Genomic DNA, 16,766 nt, shown 5'->3' on the forward strand with positions numbered 1-16,766 from the left:
TCTCGCCGGATCTCTTCGCCATGACGGGTTGAAATGTCGGGCGAAGGTTTCACGGATTCAATTCGGCCAAATCCGTCCGCGCGACGACATTTAACCGCCCAGCGCCCGGTCTTGTCCGATCATCCGTAACGAAAAGAGGGTCGTCTTGCGACGACCCTCTCCGCTCTCGCGGCGGTAACCGCGAGAGCATCCATTCCACGTGACGATAGGGACGACTTAGAAGTCCATGCCGCCCATGCCGCCGCCGCCCGGCATCTGGGGAGCGCCGCTGTCCTTCTTCGGAGCATCGGCGATCATGGCCTCGGTGGTGACGAGGAGGCCGGCGATCGAGGAGGCGTCCTGCAGAGCGGTGCGCACGACCTTGGCCGGGTCGACGATGCCGGCCTGGATCATGTCGACATACTCTTCGGTCTGGGCGTTGAAGCCGTAGGTGATCGAAGAGGTGTTGTCGGTGATCTTGCCGACCACGATCGAGCCTTCGACGCCCGAGTTGGCGGCGATCTGGCGGATCGGGGCCTCGAGGGCCTTCAGCACGATCTTGATGCCGGCCTGGACGTCCGGATTGTCGCTCTGGAGAGCGCGGACGGCCTCACGGGCACGGAGGAGGGCGGTGCCGCCGCCGGGGACGATGCCTTCTTCCACCGCAGCGCGGGTGGCGTTGAGCGCGTCGTCGACGCGGTCCTTCTTTTCCTTGACCTCGACCTCGGTCGCGCCGCCGACGCGGATGACCGCGACGCCGCCGGCGAGCTTGGCCAGGCGCTCCTGGAGCTTCTCACGGTCGTAGTCCGAGGTGGTCTCCTCGATCTGCGCCTTGATCTGGCCGACGCGGGCTTCGATGTCCGCCTTCTCGCCGAGACCGTCGATGATCGTGGTGGTCTCCTTCTCGATGCGGATGCGCTTGGCGCGGCCGAGCATCGGGAGGGTAACGTTCTCCAGCTTGATGCCGAGGTCCTCGGCGATCATCTGACCCTGGGTCAGGATCGCGATGTCCTCAAGCATGGCCTTGCGGCGATCGCCGAAGCCCGGAGCCTTGACGGCAGCGACCTTGAGGCCACCGCGCAGCTTGTTAACGACGAGTGTGGCGAGAGCCTCACCCTCGATGTCCTCGGCGATGATAACGAGCGGCTTACCGGTCTGCACCACGGCCTCGAGAACCGGCAGCATCGCCTGGAGCGACGAGAGCTTCTTCTCGTGGATGAGGATGTAGGGGTCCTCGAGCTCGGCGACCATCTTCTCCGCGTTCGTAATGAAGTACGGGGAGAGGTAGCCGCGGTCGAACTGCATGCCCTCGACGACGTCGAGCTCGGTCTCGGCGGTCTTGGCTTCCTCGACGGTGATGACACCCTCGTTGCCGACCTTCTGCATGGCGTGGGCGATCATCTCGCCGATTTCCTTGTCGCCATTGGCCGAGATGGTGCCGACCTGGGCAACTTCCTCGGACGAGGCGACCTTCTTGGCGCGGCTCGTGATGTCCTTCACGGCAGCAGTGGTGGCGAGGTCGATGCCGCGCTTCAGGTCCATCGGGTTCATGCCGGCGGCGACGTACTTGGCGCCTTCACGGACGATGGCCTGGGCCAGGACGGTGGCGGTGGTGGTGCCGTCGCCAGCGATGTCGTTGGTCTTCGAGGCCACTTCGCGCACCATCTGGGCGCCCATGTTCTCGAACTTGTCGGCGAGCTCGATCTCCTTGGCGACGGTGACGCCGTCCTTGGTGATGCGCGGAGCGCCGAAGGACTTCTCGATGACGACGTTACGGCCCTTGGGGCCGAGGGTCACCTTGACGGCATCCGCGAGGATGTCGACGCCGCGGAGCATCTTCTCGCGGGCATCTGAGCCGAAGCGTACTTCTTTCGCTGCCATGTATAGATCCTCATCAGGTTGAGAGCCTTGAGGCGCTCACCGAAGGGCGCGCTCGAAAGGCTCGAATGGAAGAAGGAAGAGGGCCGGGTCGCTTTAGGCGACGACGCCCATGATGTCGGATTCCTTCATGATCAGGAGGTCCTGACCGTCGATCTTCACTTCGGTGCCGGACCACTTGCCGAACAGGACGCGGTCACCGGCCTTGACGTCGAGCGGGTTCACGCGGCCGGCCTCGTCACGGGCGCCAGGGCCGACGGCGACGATCTCGCCCTCTTGCGGCTTCTCCTTGGCGGTATCGGGGATGATGATGCCCCCCTTGGTCTTCTCTTCGCCTTCGATACGGCGGACGACGACACGGTCGTGCAGCGGACGGAACTTCATGAGCTGCCCTCTTGCTTCAAATTCATGGATGGCGTTGATGCGGCCGAAGGGCTCGCCCAACCCAGGCTGTTAGCACTCCCGAGCGAAGAGTGCCAAAGCAAGGGCGGAGGTAGGCTCAAGCTCCTTGCGAGTCAAGACGCGGACGACGCGTCATGCCGCGTTTGCGCAGCATGTTCTGCTCTCCGGTCGCTGACAGACGGATGACAATCACCCCATGATCAGCCTTCAGGGACCGCAAGGCGCGGTCGAGCATTCCGGCGCAGCCAATGGCGGCGGCGTGCCGAGCCATGCGATCTGGATCGACCTCAACGATCCGAGTGCCGAGGAAGCGGAGCATATCGAGGCCGCCACCGGCCTGCGCGTCCCCTCGCGAAAGGCTCTGAGCGAGGTCGAGAACTCGAGCCGCCTGCGCCGGCTCAAGAACGGTCTTTCGCTCTCCACACCGATGATCACCTTCGACAAGGTGGATTCGCAGCTGACCCCGCTCGGCTTCGTCCTGACCCGGGACCGGCTCATCACCGTCAGGTTCAATGAGCTGCGCGCCTTCGAGGAGGTCAAGAAGCGCATCGGCGACGGTGACGGCGCTTGCCAGACCGGCACCGAGATCTTCCTCCTCTTGGTGGAGGAGCTAGTGGACAGCCTCGCCGACGCCCTGGAGGAGATGGGCGCCGATCTCGACGCGCTCTCGACCCGGATCTTCGACTTCGACGTGAGGGCAGGGGGCGTCGCCGGCGACTCCGGCAAGACCCCGCGCCGCCGCGACCTGGCGCTGCGCCGCATCCTCCGCAGCGTCGGTCGGCGGGGCAAGGCGCTCGGCAAGATCCGCTCGAGCCTGCTCGGCCTCGAGCGCATACTCCCGTTCGTTGCAGGGGAGTGCGAGCACCTGCTCGGCGCCACGGAGATGCCGCGCTTCGAGACCCTGCGCCGGGACATCGCCTCCCTCGACGAGTTCGAGATCCGCTTGTCGGAAAACGTCCAGTTCCTGCTCGACGCCACTCTCGGCCTCATCAACATCGAGCAGAACAACACGTTTCGCGTGCTCACCGTCGTCTCGGTAGTGGGCGTGCCGCCGACCCTGATCGCGTCGATGTACGGCATGAACTTCAAGCACATGCCGGAACTCGACTGGGCCTATGGCTATCCCTATGGTCTGTCGCTGATCGTCATCAGCGCGATCATCCCCATCGTCTTCTTCAAGCTGCGCGGCTGGTTCTGACGCGCGTTCGATCGAGCGTTTTCGGGGTTTAGGGAAATCTTTTCGGCCCAGCGCGCAAGGATTGGGAGCATCGCCGGCAATCCGGCGACCAGAGTCGACCGCATGGCCGTAATCGTCGCCTTCATCCTGAATGCCGGGCTCAATTTCGGCCTCGGCCTCCTTCTGGCCAAGCTCATGGGGCCGGCGGATTTCGGCCTGTTCGGCCTCGCCACCACGGGTGCCGTGGTGCTCAACACCCTGGTCTTCGAGTGGCTGCGGCTGTCGGCGACACGGTTCTATTCCAATCGCGTCCGGCGCGAGGAACCTTGGATCCGCCATGGGCTGGACCGGGCCTACGCCATCCTGGCCGTCCTCCTCCTGGTCGCATCGGCTCTCTGCGCCGTCGTCGGCGCGACTGTGGAAATGAACAGGGAGGGCCGTTTCGCCATCGCGGCGGGGGCTGGCCTCGCCGCCTTCGGCATCGGCCTGTTCGATTATCACGCAGCCCTCACTCGCGCGCGATTCGACGGGGGCCTCTATCTCAAGCTCACCTTCATCAAGAACGGCCTGTCATTCCTGCTCATGGCGGGCGCAGCCTGGCTGTTTCCGCAGCCGCTCTGGGTGCTGGTCGCTTGCGGGCTCAGCCAGTTTCTACCCGTCGTGATACTTCGCAAGCCGCTGCTCGATCCGCCCGTGCCGATCGTCCGCGTTCGGATGGGGGAGACCTGGCGGCTGTTTCGCGCCTACGGGCTTCCGCTGATCGTGGCGAACGCGATCTACCAGATCACGCCGTTCCTCAACCGTAGCGCCATCGCCATGTCGTTCGGCTTGGCGGAGGCCGGTTATTTCACCCTGGCGGCGGATGTCGCCTCGCGCAGCCTCAGCATGATCGGCACGGCCTTGGACCTCATCCTGTTCCAGCTCGCCGTGCGGGTGGACGAGCACGAGGGCCATGTGGCGGCCGAGGCCCAGATCGGCCGAAATGCGGCCATCGTGGTGGCGCTCATGGTGCCTTGCGCCGGCGGGCTCTGGGCTGTGCTACCGGCACTCCAAGGGCTCGTCGTGCCGGAGGCTTATCGCGGCCCCTTCGCCCTCTATGCGCTGATCCTCATCCCCGGCCTGCTCTGCGGCACATTGCTCAATTTCGGGCTCAACCCGATCTTCCAGATCCGGCGCAAGACGGTGCCGGTCATCGCTGCCGCCCTTGTCGGCCTTGCCGTGAATGCCATCTGCCTGGTCGTCCTCCCCGCGCATTTCGGCGCTCCCGGCATCGCCATGGCGCAGAGCGCCGGCCTCGTCGCCTCGACGCTCTGGCTCGCAGTCCGGGCCCTCGCGGGTCCGGAGCGCCTGCGGATCGACTGGTGGGAGATCTTTGCCGCCTGTACCGCCACCCTGGCGATGATGGCCTGCCTGGCACCGTTCAGGCACATGGATCCGGCCATGGCACTCGCCATCTGCCTGCCTCTCGGTGTGCTGGTCTATGCCCTGCTCGTTGCGGTGTTTGACATCGCCGGATTACGCGGCCTCGTGACAACCTATCTGCGGCAGCGCGCCGTCACCCCGGCGGCGTGAGACAGAACGCACCGCTTGAAAGCGGGGCGTCCCTTCCCGCATATGGTCGTCTGAAGATGCCGTCGAGCATCGCAGCGGGCAGGAAACGATGCGGTCATACGAGCCTCAGGACGAGGGCGAGGCACAAGCCATCGTCGCCGACGCCGCCGGCCGGTCCGAGCCGATGCGGCTCGTCGGTGGGGGAACCAAGGCCGCGATCGGCCGCCCCGCCCAGGACGAAGCCACCCTCTCTTCCCTTCGTCTGACTGGGATCACCCTCTACGAGCCGGCCGAGATGGTGGTCGCCGCCCGGGCCGGAACTCCCCTCGCGCAGGTCCAGGCCTTGCTGGCGGAACGCGGCCAGATGCTGCCCTTCGAGCCGATGGACCATCGCATCCTGATGGGCTCGGCCGGGGAGCCGACCTTCGGTGCCGTGGCAGCGACCAACAATGCGGGACCGCGCCGGATCAATGCGGGAGCGGCCCGCGACAGCCTCATCGGCGTCCGCTTCGTCAACGGGCGCGGCGAGGCCATCAAATCGGGCGGGCGGGTGATGAAGAACGTCACCGGCCTCGACCTCGTCAAGCTCATGGCGGGCTCGTGGGGCACTCTCGGCCTGCTCACCGAGGTGACATTCAAGGTGCTTCCCGTCCAGGAACGGGTGACGACCTTGGCCTTCTCCGGCCTCGACGATGCGACGGCGGTGGCCGCTCTCAGTGCCGCCCTCGGATCGCCGTTCGAACTCACGGGTGCGGCTCACCTGCCGAGCGGCCTCGACGGGCCGAGCCCGCGCACTCTGATGCGCCTTGAAGGTTTCTCGGAATCCCTCGATTACCGCCTCGGCGAATTGCGCAAGCTCCTCAGGCGGTTCGGAGAGCCGGAGATCATTGAGGGCGAGATCGGAGCCGTTCTGTGGGCTGCGATCCGCGATGTCATCCCACTGACGGAACCGCGCGCATCCGCCGTCTGGCGAATTTCCACCGCACCGATGCAGGGTCCTGCGGTCACAGCCGCCATCGCGGCGCAGCGTCAGGCGCGTTGGTTCTACGATTGGGGCGGCGGCCTCGTCTGGCTGGCCACCTCGGCCGAGGGCGATGCCGGCGCCGAGACCATCCGCGACGTCCTCCGCACCACCGGCGGGCACGCCACCCTGGTGCGGGCACCGGATGCGGTACGCGCGGCGACCGCCGTCTTCGAGCCTCTGTCAGATCCGCTGCTTCGTATGACGGCCGGGATCAAGGCGGCGCACGATCCGAAGGGGGTTTTCAATCCCGGACGGATGTATGCTGGCATCTGACCCCCGTACGGTTCCCGCCCCGGCGATCCGGTTCTCGCCCGATGCCAGAACCAAGCTTTCAGCATCCGGCCCAAACGTTGACCGCGACAATCTCACCCGCAGCGGCCTCATGATCCTGAATGGCTTTCGCGCTATCCCCGCCGGGTGTGCGGAGTTTTAGAGCCGTTCCAAGGCTCGGCTTCCGCCGAAATTTTCTCTAAGCTGCTTGAAACAGCGCTGGGCGGCGACAGACCACCCAGCAAGAATAACGATATCGGGACCCTGAGGAAACGCCGTGCAGACCAATTTTAGCCTGACGCAGCTTGCCGACCCGGCGATGGCCGCTTCGGAAAAGATCCTGCGTACTTGCGTGCATTGCGGATTCTGCACTGCGACCTGCCCGACCTATCTCCTCCTCGGCGACGAACTCGATTCCCCGCGCGGCCGCATCTACCTCATCAAGGACATGCTGGAAGGCGGCAAACCGGCGACGCCCGAAGTGGTCAAGCATGTCGACCGCTGCCTCTCCTGCCTGTCCTGCATGACGACCTGTCCGTCCGGTGTGCATTACATGCACCTCGTGGATCATGCCCGCACGCATATCGAGGAGACCTATCGCCGGCCCTTGAGCGACAGACTCCTGCGCAGCGTGCTCGCCTTCGTGCTGCCCTATCCGAACCGCTTCCGCCTCGCGCTTCTCGCCGCCAAGATCGGCTCGCCGTTCCGGCCCCTCGTCGCGCAGTTGCCCCGCGTCGGCAACCGCCTCGCGGCGATGCTCGACCTCGCCCCCGCGCTCCTGCCGAACCGCACCATCAATGACCGGCCCGGCACCTTCCTCGCCGACAACCGCGCGCGGGAAGCCAGCGCCCTGCTTCAGGGCGAGGTCGCACCCGCCCGCGCCGGCCGGGTCGCCCTCCTGCGCGGCTGCGCCCAGAGCGTGTTGCGGCCGGATTTCAACGAGGCGGCGGTCCGGCTTCTCACCCGTCACGGCGTCGAGGTGGTCCAGGCGAAGGGGGAGGGGTGCTGCGGCGCGCTCACCCACCATATGGGCAAGTCCGAGACCTCCCACGCCCAGGCCAAGCGCACCATCGATGCCTGGATCGCCGAGATGGACGGCGACGGCCTCGACGCGATCATCGTCACGGCCTCGGGCTGCGGCACGACGATCAAGGATTACGGCTTCATGTTCCGCGACGACCCGGCCTATGCGGACAAGGCGGCGCGGGTCTCGGCCCTCGCTAAGGACGTCACCGAATACGTCGCCAACCTCGGCCTGATGCCGCCTCTGTTCGAGAGCGACCTCGTAGTTGCCTACCATTCCGCCTGCTCGATGCAGCATGGCCAGGGCATCCGCACCGAGCCGAAGAACCTGCTCAAGAAGGCCGGCTTCACCGTGAAGGACGTGCCCGAGGGCCATATCTGCTGCGGCTCGGCCGGCACCTACAATATTCTGCAGCCGGAGATTGCCGGGCGCCTCCGCGACCGGAAGGTAGCCAATATCGAGCGCATGCGCCCCGATCTCATCGCCACCGGCAATATCGGCTGCGCCACGCAGATCGGGAACGGCACCAGCATCCCCATCGTGCACACGGTGGAACTGCTGGACTGGGCGACGGGCGGGCCGAAGCCGGCGGTGCTCGAGGGATTGGGCGGGACGCGGGTACTGGAGGCGGCGGAGTAACCCCGAAGGAACGCCAAGACCTGACCATTTCCCCAAGACCTGCGCATTTCCTGTCGATGGTTAGGATCGGCAGCGGATGGGAAGACGGGGTTCAGGGAGTTCCGGATTCGGTCACCGGAATCCAGCGAAAGCCCGTCCCTCGCGCTTCGACATGGCCGAGCGAGGGGAACGCCGTGTGATAGCCCGCGACCAGAAGCCTCTCGGTGACGGCCATCGCGTAGATCGCCCGACGGGTCGCGATGCCCTGATCCTTGTCGAGATCGAACAGGGCGTGCCATTCGGGGTGGCTGAGTGATGCGACCTCGTGATGGGCGCAGTCGCCCCACACGAGCATCCGCTGCCCCTCGCTCTCGCAATGGAAGGCAAGGTGCCCCGGCGTGTGTCCGAAGGCGGCCACCACGTCGATGCCGGGCGCGACCGTGTCGCCGGGTCCGACGAAGCGGATGCGTTCGCGCAGCGGGACGAGGTGGCTGCGCACCACCGCGGCCGACCGGTAGGTGTTGCTGTCCGCCGGCGCCGACAGGCGCTCCTCCGCGGTCCAGAAGCGGTATTCCGCCTCTCCCACGACGTAGGCCGCGTTGGGAAATTGCGGAATGCCGCCGTCCAGGAGGCCGCCGATATGATCTGTATGGCAATGCGTGATCACCACGAGGTCGATCGTCTCCGGCGCAATTCCGGCGCGCCGTAGCGCCTGACCCAACCGCCCTCCCGCCGGCCTGGGGATGAAGCCGACCTCGCCGTTTCCGGTATCGAAGAGAATGCGTTGTGTGCCGGTCTCGATCAGCGTCGGGGTGAAGCCCGGCGTGAAGCGGTCCGATGGGAGCCGGTTCTCCCGCATCAGCGCTTGCACCTCCTCTCTCGGGCGGTCCTCGCCGACGATCGGCCATGGCCCGTCGATGGTCTCGTCCGCATCGAGCAAGGTGGTGATGGTGAAGGCGCCGAGCCGGATGCGTCGCGATGAAGGTGCCTCGGCGAGGGCAGCCGCCCCGGCCAGGGCCGGCCTCGCGCCGGAAAGAGCGAGGCCCGCGAGGGCGCCCGTGACAAGGCGTCGGCTCAATGTGATCATCGTCGCAGGATCTCCGGCTGACCCCACCGCGCCGGCGGGCCGCGAGGCGGGGATGACCGGCCTAGCGCGTTAGGAGGGGGCACCGCTTGAACGAACGTGCTGGCCCAGCGCTCGGCCCTCTTTGGCACGTCGAGGGCGGGCACACCTTCTTTGCCGGACCGCTCGCCTACAACGCCAGCCACCAGCATGGTGCGCCGGTCTATCTGGCCGGCCTGTATGGACCTTTCCGCATCCGGTTCAGGCCCGGTCCATGGATCGCTTGCCGCACGGCCTTCGTCCCGGCGGGGATGCGGCACGAACTCGATTGTGCCGGCGATCCCTTGGGCGTCCTCTATCTTGAGCCGGAGGCCGGAGCGCGGGCTCTCCTGGGCCTGATCGCCGCCGGCGAGGACATCGACGGCGCACGCGTCGCCATGCGGGGTGAGATCGAGCCGCTTCGTGCGCTCTACGAATGCCGGCGCGCCACGGTCTGGGCCGGGCAGGCCATCGCCGATCTCGCCGGTTTCGCAATGCGTCGGAACGAACCGACGCTCGATGGGCGCATCACCCGGATCATGGCGGACCTCAGCACCTGCCAGGACGCGGGCATGTCGGCGCCGCGCCTCGCGGCATCCGTTGGGCTGTCCTCCTCGCGGATGCAGCACCTGTTCACCCGCGAGGTCGGAGTTCCATTCCGGCGCTATCGCTCGTGGCTGCGCATGCGGCGGGCGATCGACGCCGTCATTCGGGGTGAAACCTTCACGGTCGCGGCCCACGACGCGGCCTTCGCCGATCAGGCCCATTTCGCCAACGCGTTCCGGCAGACATTCGGTGCACCCGCCTCGGCAAGCCTCGTCGGTATCCGGCGGCCATAAACGCCCAAGGCCTCAGTTCGGCCGGCGCACTTCAGCCAGCACGAACACCCGGATCGCCGAGGACAGGTTCTGCGCGCCCCGCGCCTCGTCGATCTCACCGATCAGCACCTGAACGGATTGCTCGCGGGCGGCGGCGATCTCGCGCAAAGCCTCCCAGAACGGCGTCTCCAACGACACGCTGGTCCGGTGGCCGGCGATCATGACTGAGCGTTTGGTAGTGCCGGTGGTCATCGAGCGCGCAACCCTCCCCCCTCTGCGGGGGAGGGTGCCTGCGGAGCAGGCGGGAGAGGGGGCGACCTCTCCGGAGATGGCGCTCCCCTCTCCCGACCCTCGCTCATGCGAGGGCCACCCTCCCCCGCAGAGGGGGGAGGGGAGACTTGCGAGCGCTTAGGGTCGTCACCCGTCCGAATCCGGTCCCACGAGCTTGTGGCCCTCGTGGCGCGAGAACTCGATGGCCTTCTTGGCCTCGGCCAGGGTCTTGGCCTTCTTCGGCCGGCCGAAGGCGATGCGGTTGTCCTCCGCCTTCGCCTCCTTCTCGGCCCGCGCCTTGCCCTTGCGGACCGAGCGCAGGTTGATGATCTCGGCCATGAGCTTCCCCGTCAGTCGACGCTCGGTGCCAGCATGGTCTCGGGGCGCACGACGCGGTCGAACTCCTCCTCCGTGACGTAGCCGAGGCGCAGGGCCTCTTCCTTCAGGGTGGTGCCGCGCTTGTGCGCAGTCTTGGCGATCTCGGCAGCCTTGTCGTAGCCGATGGAGGGGGCCAGCGCCGTCACCAGCATGAGCGAGCGGCTCATCAGGTCGGCGATCTTGTCCTCGTTGGCCTTGATGCCGACGACGCAATTGTCGGCGAAGCTCACGGCGGCATCGGCGAGGATGCGGATCGATTGCAGCACCGCATTGGCGATGACCGGCTTGAACACGTTGAGCTCAAAATTGCCCTGGGAGCCGGCGAAGCTCACCGTGGTGCCGTTGCCGATCACCTGGGCGCAGACCATGGTCAGCGCCTCGCACTGCGTCGGGTTGACCTTGCCCGGCATGATCGAGGAGCCCGGCTCGTTCTCCGGCAAGGAGAGTTCGCCGAGGCCTGAGCGCGGGCCGGAGCCGAGGAAGCGGATGTCCTGGGCGATCTTGAACAGGCCCGCCGCCAGGGCCGAGAGCGCGCCTTGTGTGAAGACGAGGGCGTCATGGGTGGCCAGCGCCTCGAACTTGTTGGCGGCCGAGGTAAAGGGCAGGCCGGTCAGCTCGGCGACCTTGGCCGCGAACTTCTCGGCGAATTCCGGATGGGCGTTGAGGCCGGTGCCGACCGCCGTGCCACCCTGGGCCAGCGCCAGCACGCCCGGAAGCGTCGCCTTCACGCGCTCAGTGCCCAACGCCACCTGCGCGACATAGCCCGAGAATTCCTGGCCCAGCGAGACGGGCGTCGCGTCCTGCAGGTGGGTCCGGCCGATCTTGACGATGGAGGAGAACGCCTCGGACTTCGCCTGGAGCGCGTCGTGCAAGTGCTTCAGGGAGGGCAGCAGCCGGTCGTTGATCTCGCGCGAGACCGCGATGTGCATCGCCGTGGGGAACACGTCGTTGGAGGACTGGCCGCGATTGACATGGTCGTTGGGGTGGACCGGCGACTTGCCGCCCCGCTTTCCGCCGAGCAGCTCGTTGGCGAGGCTGGCGATGACCTCGTTGGCGTTCATGTTCGACTGGGTGCCCGACCCCGTCTGCCAGACCACGAGGGGAAATTCCTGGTCGTGCTCACCGGACACCACTTCGGCGGCGGAGGCGGCGACGGCCTGGGCCACCTTCGGGTCGAGGGCGCCGAGATCCTGGTTCACCAGGGCGGCGGCCTGCTTCACCATGCCCAGCGCATGGACGAGGGGGGCCGGCATCTTCTCGGTGCCGATCTTGAAATTCTGGATCGAGCGCTGGGTCTGCGCGCCCCAGTAGCGATGGGCCGGAACCTCGATGGGGCCGAACGTGTCGGACTCGGTCCGGGTGGCGGACGTTTCGGTGGTGCTCTCGAGCGGCGACATCGTGGCCTCTTAGATGGCGGAGTATGCGGCCCTACTTAGACGGTGCGGGGCCAAACCGCGATGGTGCTTTTACCAAAGGCGTCACAGGTCCGTGCCGGAGTCAGGCACCGCCCCCGCGTCGAATCCAACGAGGATACATGCCGATGCCCGTGGACGCAGCGACCATGGAGCCCGATGCCCGACCGCGTTTCCGTCCTTCCGTTCCCCGCCCGCTTCGCGAACAGCCGGGGCTGTTCGCCTTCCTGAAGGCGGTGCGCGCCAATCCGATCACCACGTGGCTCGACGAGCATTTCGTTGAGCCGGTCGTGGCGCGAGAGGGTGCGATGGGCCGTGTGACCGTGGTCAGTGACCCTGCCCTGATCCGCTACCTGTTCGTCGAGAACGCCGCCAATTACCGCAAGGACGACCTGCAGCGCCGGGTTCTCGCGCCGGGCCTCGGCAACGGCCTTCTCACGGCGGAGGGCGAGGAGTGGAAACTGCAGAGGCGGACCCTCGCGCCGATTTTTTCGGCCCGCCACGTCCTCGGTTTTGCCGCTCCCATGAATGAGGCCGGGGCGAAAATCGGCCGTCGCCTAGCCCGACGCGATGGCACAACCGTCGACGTGGCGCTGGAAACGACCCGGGTCACCCTCGACGTGCTCGAACGGACCATCTTCACCGAGGGGCTCTCCAGCGATCCCGACGCTCTCGGCCGCGCCATCACGCGCTTCCTCGAATCGGTCGGGCCGGTGGACCCGATGGACGTATTCGGTGTCCCTGCCTTCGTGCCGCGTATTGGCCGCCTCCGGGCGAGGCCCGCGATCCGCTTCTTCGAGGAGGTCGTGAACGCGCTCATCGAGCGCCGGCGGGCGCAACTCGATGGTGGAACGGCGCCTTCCGATCTTCTGACGTTGCTGCTTCAGGCTCAGGACCCTGAAACCGGCAAAGGTCTCAGCGACTTCGAAGTCCGCGCCAACATCGTCACCTTCATCGCTGCCGGTCATGAGACGACGGCGAATGCGCTGACCTGGGCTCTCTATTGTCTGTCGCAGGATCACGATTCCCGAACTCACGTGGAGCGCGAAGTCGATGCGGTGCAGGGTGATGTGTTCGATGCCGACGCACTCCCCTACACCAAGGCGGTGATGGAGGAGACGATGCGGCTGTTCCCGCCCGTTCCGTTCATGAGCCGGCAGGCCATCGCAGAGGATCGGATCGGCCGGATCAAGATCCCGCAGGGATCGCTGATCATGGTGGCACCCTACGTGCTCCACCGCCACCGGACGTTATGGGACGAGCCCGAGACGTTCATGCCTGAACGTTTCCTGCCGGAGAACAGAGCGGCGGTGCAGCGATTTTCGTACCTGCCGTTCGGAGCCGGACCGCGCGTCTGTATCGGCCAGAGCTTCTCGCTCCAGGAAGCCGTCATCGTGCTGGCGCATATGATCCGTCGCGTACGCTTCACATTGCCGGCGGATCATGCCCCGGTGACGCCGTTGCAGCGCGTAACGCTCCGACCAGAACATGGCTTACGGATGCGAGTGAAGCAGCGGGCCTGACCTGACCCGCGGCACCATTATTAGGTAAGCGAAGCGCGCTTCGGCTCAGTTCTTCTTGCGGAACGCGTCGAGGCTCACAACTTCGGCGCCGGCCTCACCACCCTCGGGCTTCTTGGCCGCTGGCCGGGCCGGCTTCCCGTCCGAGCCATCCTCGGTCTTGTCGAGGTTCTGGCTCGCACCCTGCGCGGGCAGAAGCTTGGGAACGCTTACGCCGATCGCCGCGACGGCATTGCCTTTCGGCATGATCTCGCTCGGCTCCGATGCGGCGCCACGCGGCGCGTTCTTCGAGCCCGGGACCTGTGGAGCATCGTCCGAAGCGTCATCCTCAGCCGTCTCGTTCAAGTCGAACTTCAGGCCGAACTGCACGGAGGGATCGAAAAACCCGCTCAGAGCATCGAACGGTACGAGCAGACGCTCGGGTACTCCCGAGAAGGACAGACCGACCTCGAACGCATGTTCGGTGACGCCGAGGTCCCAGAACTGATGCTGGAGGACGATGGTCATGTCCTGAGGGTATTTCTCCCGCAACCGCTGGGACATCCGCACCCCCGGCGCTTCCGTCCGGAACGAAACGTAGAAATGATGCTCCCCCGCGAGGCCTTCGCGGGCCGCGTCGGTCAATACCTTGCGCACGACGCCGCGAAGGGCATCCTGAACCAGAAGGTCGTAACGGATCAGATCGTCTGCCATCGCTTGTCGCTTTGCCCGGTACCTGCCGGAATATCGCGCTGGTGGCGCACCGGGTCGGTGAATTGACGTGAAGGCTTGCCGGACTCGGGCCCAGGTTTCAATCGCGCCGTCGCCGCCGTGGTGGCCACGGGGGGCGGTGAATTGACACCGTATCCAAGTACCCAGAATTCTGCTGAAAACGCCTGGGTCCATCGGCTTTCACCGAAGTCTGTCAGGCGCCTAGCCCGGCCTCTCGACCGAGCGGATTGAATATAGAGGGAGAGGCGTCGCTTTTGAAGCCCGATCCTGTCGTGGAGATGTCCGCGGAGCGGGCAATCGCTGAAATGGCTCGCCATGAAGGCGACGGGCGGTCGAGGCGCTCGTCGTTCCATCTGGCCGCGACCGCGTTTCGGGATGCCATCGGCCTCGTCCTGGTAACGCTGTCCATCATGGTCGTCGCGGCCATCGCCGCGATGCTCATCGTTCGAGTCGGCGCAGACATCCTGCAGGGTATCGATCCGCTGGCCAGCGACGTCCGCCGACCCCGGCTCTATCCGCAACAGATGGTCCTACGGGAGGTGGCGAGCGACATCCTGCGACAATGCCTGATCGTCACCATCGTCATCGGTACGGCGATCTGGTCCGCGGGCAAGGCTTGGCGCGCCAAGCTCGCGCTCAGTCCGGTCGACGCACCCGGCCTCGCTCCTTCGAGGCTTCTCGCCATCATCCTGTTCTGGCCCTTCCTCCATATTCTGTGGGTGATCGCGACCGCGGATGCCTTTCACATGGCGTTCGGACGCAATGTCGGCCTGTCGCCCCTGCTCAGCAGGACGGGCGCGGTCGCTTGGCTCGCCTTCACGATCGTCCTGGCTCCCGTGGCGGAGGAGCTGCTGATGCGCGGGGCCATGTTCGAGAGGGCATCGCGCTTCCTCAAGCCGTGGGGAGCCATCCTCGCTACCTCGGCGCTGTTCGTGCTGCTTCATATCCAGGTCGGCAGCATCGCCCGTCCGGTCTCCCTAGTCCCCCTGGCCCTGATGCTAGGCTGGCTGCGTTGGCGGACCGGGCGGCTATGGCCATGCATCCTGCTCCACGTCTGGAGCAATCTCGCCGTCGTCGCCTACTTGCTGTGGCCGGCGTCCGCCTGACGCTCGCCTCCCGACCCGCTTCGCGGTATCGCAGGAGACAAGAATGGGATCCCGATGCACGCCTATCATCAGCTCATCGAACGCATCCTCTCCGAGGGGACGCGCAAGGACGACCGAACCGGCACAGGGACGCTCTCGGTCTTCGGCCACCAGATGCGCTTCGACCTGGCGCAGGGCTTCCCGCTTGTGACGACGAAGCAGTTGCATCTGCGCTCGATCATCCACGAGTTGCTCTGGTTTCTCACCGGTGACACCAACGTGCGGGCGCTTCAGGGCAACGGCGTCACGATCTGGGACGAATGGGCCGACGCCAACGGCGATCTCGGCCCGGTCTACGGCCGGCAATGGCGTTCCTGGGCTAAGCCCGACGGCGGTGCGGTGGACCAGATTTCCTGGCTCGTGGACGAAATCAGGCGAAACCCCGATTCCCGTCGCCTGATCGTTACGGCCTGGAACCCGGCCGACCTCGACAGGATGGCGCTGGCGCCCTGCCATTGCCTGTTCCAATTCTATGTCGCCGACGGACGGCTCTCGTGCCAGCTCTATCAGCGCTCGGCGGACGTGTTTCTCGGCGTGCCCTTCAACATCGCGTCCTACGCGCTTCTGACAGCCATGATCGCGCAGGTGACCGGTCTCAGGCCCGGCGATTTCATCCATACCCTGGGCGACGCCCATCTCTACGTGAACCATCTCGACCAAGCGCGGTTACAGCTGACTCGTGAGCAGCGCCCGCTGCCAAGCCTCGTTCTCAATCCGGAAGTCCGCTCGCTGTTTGAATTTCGGTTCGAAGACATCGCCATCGAAGGCTACGCGCCACATCCCGCCATCCGTGCGCAGGTGGCGGTCTGATGTCTGTCTCCTCCCGCCCCCTGATCAGTCTCGTCGTCGCCATGGCCCGCAATGGCGTCATCGGCCGCGACAATGGCCTGATCTGGCGCCTCGGCAGCGACCTGCGCCGCTTCAAGGCACTCACCATGGGCAAGCCGCTCCTGATGGGCCGGAAGACCTACGAATCCATCGGACGACCATTACCCGGCCGACGCATCATCGTTCTCACCCGCGATCAGTCACTCTCGATCGCGGACGTCAATGTCGTGCTCGATTGGGAAGGGGCCATCGCGGCGGCCGGCGATGCGGAAGAGCTGATGGTGGCCGGTGGGGGGGAGATCTATGCCCTGGCGCTACCGCATGCCGACCGCATCTACATGACGGAAGTCGACATTTCTCCTGAGGGAGACACCGTCTTCCCCAGCTTCGACAGAGGTGCCTTCCACGAAACATCCCGCGTCGCGCACCCGTCCGGCGATCGGGATGAATGCGCCTTCGCATTCGTTGATATGGAACGGGTCCGGTAACTCTACGCCGCGACGCATTGTGCAAGAGCGCCCGGCGCTGTTGCCTTTCCCCTTCATGATGCCCACTTGCCAGCCTTGACAGGACGGAGTGGCGACACTCAGTACCGTGAGACGGATCGGCCTGAAGCGGCAACGCGCCGGTCCGACCTCGAACGTCACTGCCTCAGCGGG

At 65.9% G+C, this 16,766-nt stretch carries 16 protein-coding genes; 9 read left to right on the plus strand and 7 right to left on the minus strand.

The window, feature by feature from the left end:
• Positions 1–216: 216 nt before the first annotated feature.
• Together groL and groES are read right to left on the minus strand one after the other, a co-directional pair.
• On the minus strand, positions 217–1,860 hold the full coding sequence (groL, locus tag RQI43_RS08220; protein WP_056424589.1) for a chaperonin GroEL: 1,644 nt from the start codon (positions 1,858–1,860) through the stop codon (positions 217–219).
• Positions 1,861–1,953: 93 nt separating this feature from the next.
• Positions 1,954–2,241, minus strand: a complete 288-nt coding sequence (gene groES, locus RQI43_RS08225; RefSeq protein WP_018042554.1) for a co-chaperone GroES — start codon at positions 2,239–2,241, stop codon at positions 1,954–1,956.
• Positions 2,242–2,455: 214 nt separating this feature from the next.
• Here groES and RQI43_RS08230 point away from each other — a divergent pair, with 214 nt between their 5' ends.
• From RQI43_RS08230 to RQI43_RS08245, 4 genes are all read left to right on the plus strand, one after another.
• Positions 2,456–3,457 carry a magnesium transporter CorA family protein gene (locus RQI43_RS08230; RefSeq protein WP_056424594.1) on the plus strand — a complete coding sequence of 334 codons (1,002 nt, stop codon included), beginning with the start codon at positions 2,456–2,458 and terminating at the stop codon, positions 3,455–3,457.
• 102 nt (positions 3,458–3,559) lie between these two features.
• On the plus strand, positions 3,560–5,008 hold the full coding sequence (locus tag RQI43_RS08235; protein WP_311274842.1) for a polysaccharide biosynthesis C-terminal domain-containing protein: 1,449 nt from the start codon (positions 3,560–3,562) through the stop codon (positions 5,006–5,008).
• A gap of 88 nt (positions 5,009–5,096) precedes the next feature.
• Positions 5,097–6,284, plus strand: a complete 1,188-nt coding sequence (locus RQI43_RS08240; protein ID WP_311274843.1) for an FAD-binding protein — start codon at positions 5,097–5,099, stop codon at positions 6,282–6,284.
• A 274-nt stretch (positions 6,285–6,558) separates the two neighbouring features.
• Positions 6,559–7,944: a heterodisulfide reductase-related iron-sulfur binding cluster gene (locus tag RQI43_RS08245; RefSeq protein WP_311274844.1), complete on the plus strand. Its 1,386-nt coding sequence runs from the start codon at positions 6,559–6,561 to the stop codon at positions 7,942–7,944.
• Between the two features lie 91 nt (positions 7,945–8,035).
• Here the strand turns inward: RQI43_RS08245 and RQI43_RS08250 are convergent, their stop codons facing one another.
• A complete protein-coding gene (locus RQI43_RS08250) occupies positions 8,036–9,010 on the minus strand; it encodes an MBL fold metallo-hydrolase (RefSeq protein WP_311274845.1) in 975 nt (324 codons plus the stop codon).
• Positions 9,011–9,096: 86 nt separating this feature from the next.
• On the opposite strand from RQI43_RS08250, the gene RQI43_RS08255 reads away from it, so the two are divergent.
• Positions 9,097–9,864, plus strand: coding sequence for a helix-turn-helix domain-containing protein (locus RQI43_RS08255; protein ID WP_311274846.1), 768 nt, complete (start codon positions 9,097–9,099; stop codon positions 9,862–9,864).
• Positions 9,865–9,876: 12 nt separating this feature from the next.
• On the opposite strand, the gene RQI43_RS08260 is transcribed toward RQI43_RS08255, so the two are convergent.
• The 3 genes from RQI43_RS08260 to fumC all read right to left on the minus strand — a co-directional run bounded on the left by RQI43_RS08260 (position 9,877) and on the right by fumC (position 11,888).
• On the minus strand, positions 9,877–10,095 hold the full coding sequence (locus RQI43_RS08260) for a ribbon-helix-helix domain-containing protein (protein WP_056424607.1): 219 nt from the start codon (positions 10,093–10,095) through the stop codon (positions 9,877–9,879).
• Between the two features lie 165 nt (positions 10,096–10,260).
• Entirely contained in the window at positions 10,261–10,452 is a 192-nt protein-coding gene (locus tag RQI43_RS08265; protein WP_207413679.1) for a DUF4169 family protein, read from the minus strand.
• A gap of 11 nt (positions 10,453–10,463) precedes the next feature.
• Entirely contained in the window at positions 10,464–11,888 is a 1,425-nt protein-coding gene (gene fumC / locus RQI43_RS08270; protein WP_311274847.1) for a class II fumarate hydratase, read from the minus strand.
• Positions 11,889–12,031: 143 nt separating this feature from the next.
• Between fumC and RQI43_RS08275 the strand changes: the two genes are divergently transcribed.
• A complete protein-coding gene (locus RQI43_RS08275; protein ID WP_311274848.1) occupies positions 12,032–13,426 on the plus strand; it encodes a cytochrome P450 in 1,395 nt (464 codons plus the stop codon).
• A gap of 45 nt (positions 13,427–13,471) precedes the next feature.
• Here the strand turns inward: RQI43_RS08275 and RQI43_RS08280 are convergent, their stop codons facing one another.
• Complete coding sequence (locus RQI43_RS08280) at positions 13,472–14,116, minus strand: SspB family protein (RefSeq protein ID WP_311274849.1); 645 nt, start codon at positions 14,114–14,116, stop codon at positions 13,472–13,474.
• Between the two features lie 323 nt (positions 14,117–14,439).
• Here RQI43_RS08280 and RQI43_RS08285 point away from each other — a divergent pair, with 323 nt between their 5' ends.
• The 3 genes from RQI43_RS08285 to RQI43_RS08295 are packed head-to-tail and all read left to right on the plus strand — an operon-like array spanning position 14,440 to position 16,595.
• Positions 14,440–15,240, plus strand: a complete 801-nt coding sequence (locus RQI43_RS08285; protein ID WP_311274850.1) for a CPBP family intramembrane glutamic endopeptidase — start codon at positions 14,440–14,442, stop codon at positions 15,238–15,240.
• Positions 15,241–15,294: 54 nt separating this feature from the next.
• On the plus strand, positions 15,295–16,089 hold the full coding sequence (locus RQI43_RS08290; protein ID WP_311274851.1) for a thymidylate synthase: 795 nt from the start codon (positions 15,295–15,297) through the stop codon (positions 16,087–16,089).
• Positions 16,089–16,595, plus strand: a complete 507-nt coding sequence (locus tag RQI43_RS08295) for a dihydrofolate reductase (protein WP_056424627.1) — start codon at positions 16,089–16,091, stop codon at positions 16,593–16,595. Before RQI43_RS08290 ends, RQI43_RS08295 begins: the two co-directional genes overlap by 1 nt.
• The last annotated feature ends 171 nt before the right edge of the window (positions 16,596–16,766 follow it).

The organism is Methylobacterium sp. WCS2018Hpa-22, from assembly GCF_031843785.1.
Classification (GTDB): Bacteria; Pseudomonadota; Alphaproteobacteria; order Rhizobiales; family Beijerinckiaceae; genus Methylobacterium.

Bases quoted from the DNA above. Each gene is read 5' to 3' on its own strand.
- groL (WP_056424589.1), bottom strand. From the start codon at position 1,860: ATGGCAGCGAAAGAAGTACGCTTCGGCTCAGATGCCCGCGAGAAGATG.
- groES (WP_018042554.1), bottom strand. From the start codon at position 2,241: ATGAAGTTCCGTCCGCTGCACGACCGTGTCGTCGTCCGCCGTATCGAA.
- RQI43_RS08230 (WP_056424594.1), top strand. From the start codon at position 2,456: ATGATCAGCCTTCAGGGACCGCAAGGCGCGGTCGAGCATTCCGGCGCA.
- RQI43_RS08235 (WP_311274842.1), top strand. From the start codon at position 3,560: ATGGCCGTAATCGTCGCCTTCATCCTGAATGCCGGGCTCAATTTCGGC.
- RQI43_RS08240 (WP_311274843.1), top strand. From the start codon at position 5,097: ATGCGGTCATACGAGCCTCAGGACGAGGGCGAGGCACAAGCCATCGTC.
- RQI43_RS08250 (WP_311274845.1), bottom strand. From the start codon at position 9,010: ATGATCACATTGAGCCGACGCCTTGTCACGGGCGCCCTCGCGGGCCTC.
- RQI43_RS08260 (WP_056424607.1), bottom strand. From the start codon at position 10,095: ATGACCACCGGCACTACCAAACGCTCAGTCATGATCGCCGGCCACCGG.
- RQI43_RS08265 (WP_207413679.1), bottom strand. From the start codon at position 10,452: ATGGCCGAGATCATCAACCTGCGCTCGGTCCGCAAGGGCAAGGCGCGG.
- fumC (WP_311274847.1), bottom strand. From the start codon at position 11,888: ATGTCGCCGCTCGAGAGCACCACCGAAACGTCCGCCACCCGGACCGAG.
- RQI43_RS08275 (WP_311274848.1), top strand. From the start codon at position 12,032: ATGCCCGTGGACGCAGCGACCATGGAGCCCGATGCCCGACCGCGTTTC.
- RQI43_RS08280 (WP_311274849.1), bottom strand. From the start codon at position 14,116: ATGGCAGACGATCTGATCCGTTACGACCTTCTGGTTCAGGATGCCCTT.
- RQI43_RS08285 (WP_311274850.1), top strand. From the start codon at position 14,440: ATGGCTCGCCATGAAGGCGACGGGCGGTCGAGGCGCTCGTCGTTCCAT.
- RQI43_RS08290 (WP_311274851.1), top strand. From the start codon at position 15,295: ATGCACGCCTATCATCAGCTCATCGAACGCATCCTCTCCGAGGGGACG.
- RQI43_RS08295 (WP_056424627.1), top strand. From the start codon at position 16,089: ATGTCTGTCTCCTCCCGCCCCCTGATCAGTCTCGTCGTCGCCATGGCC.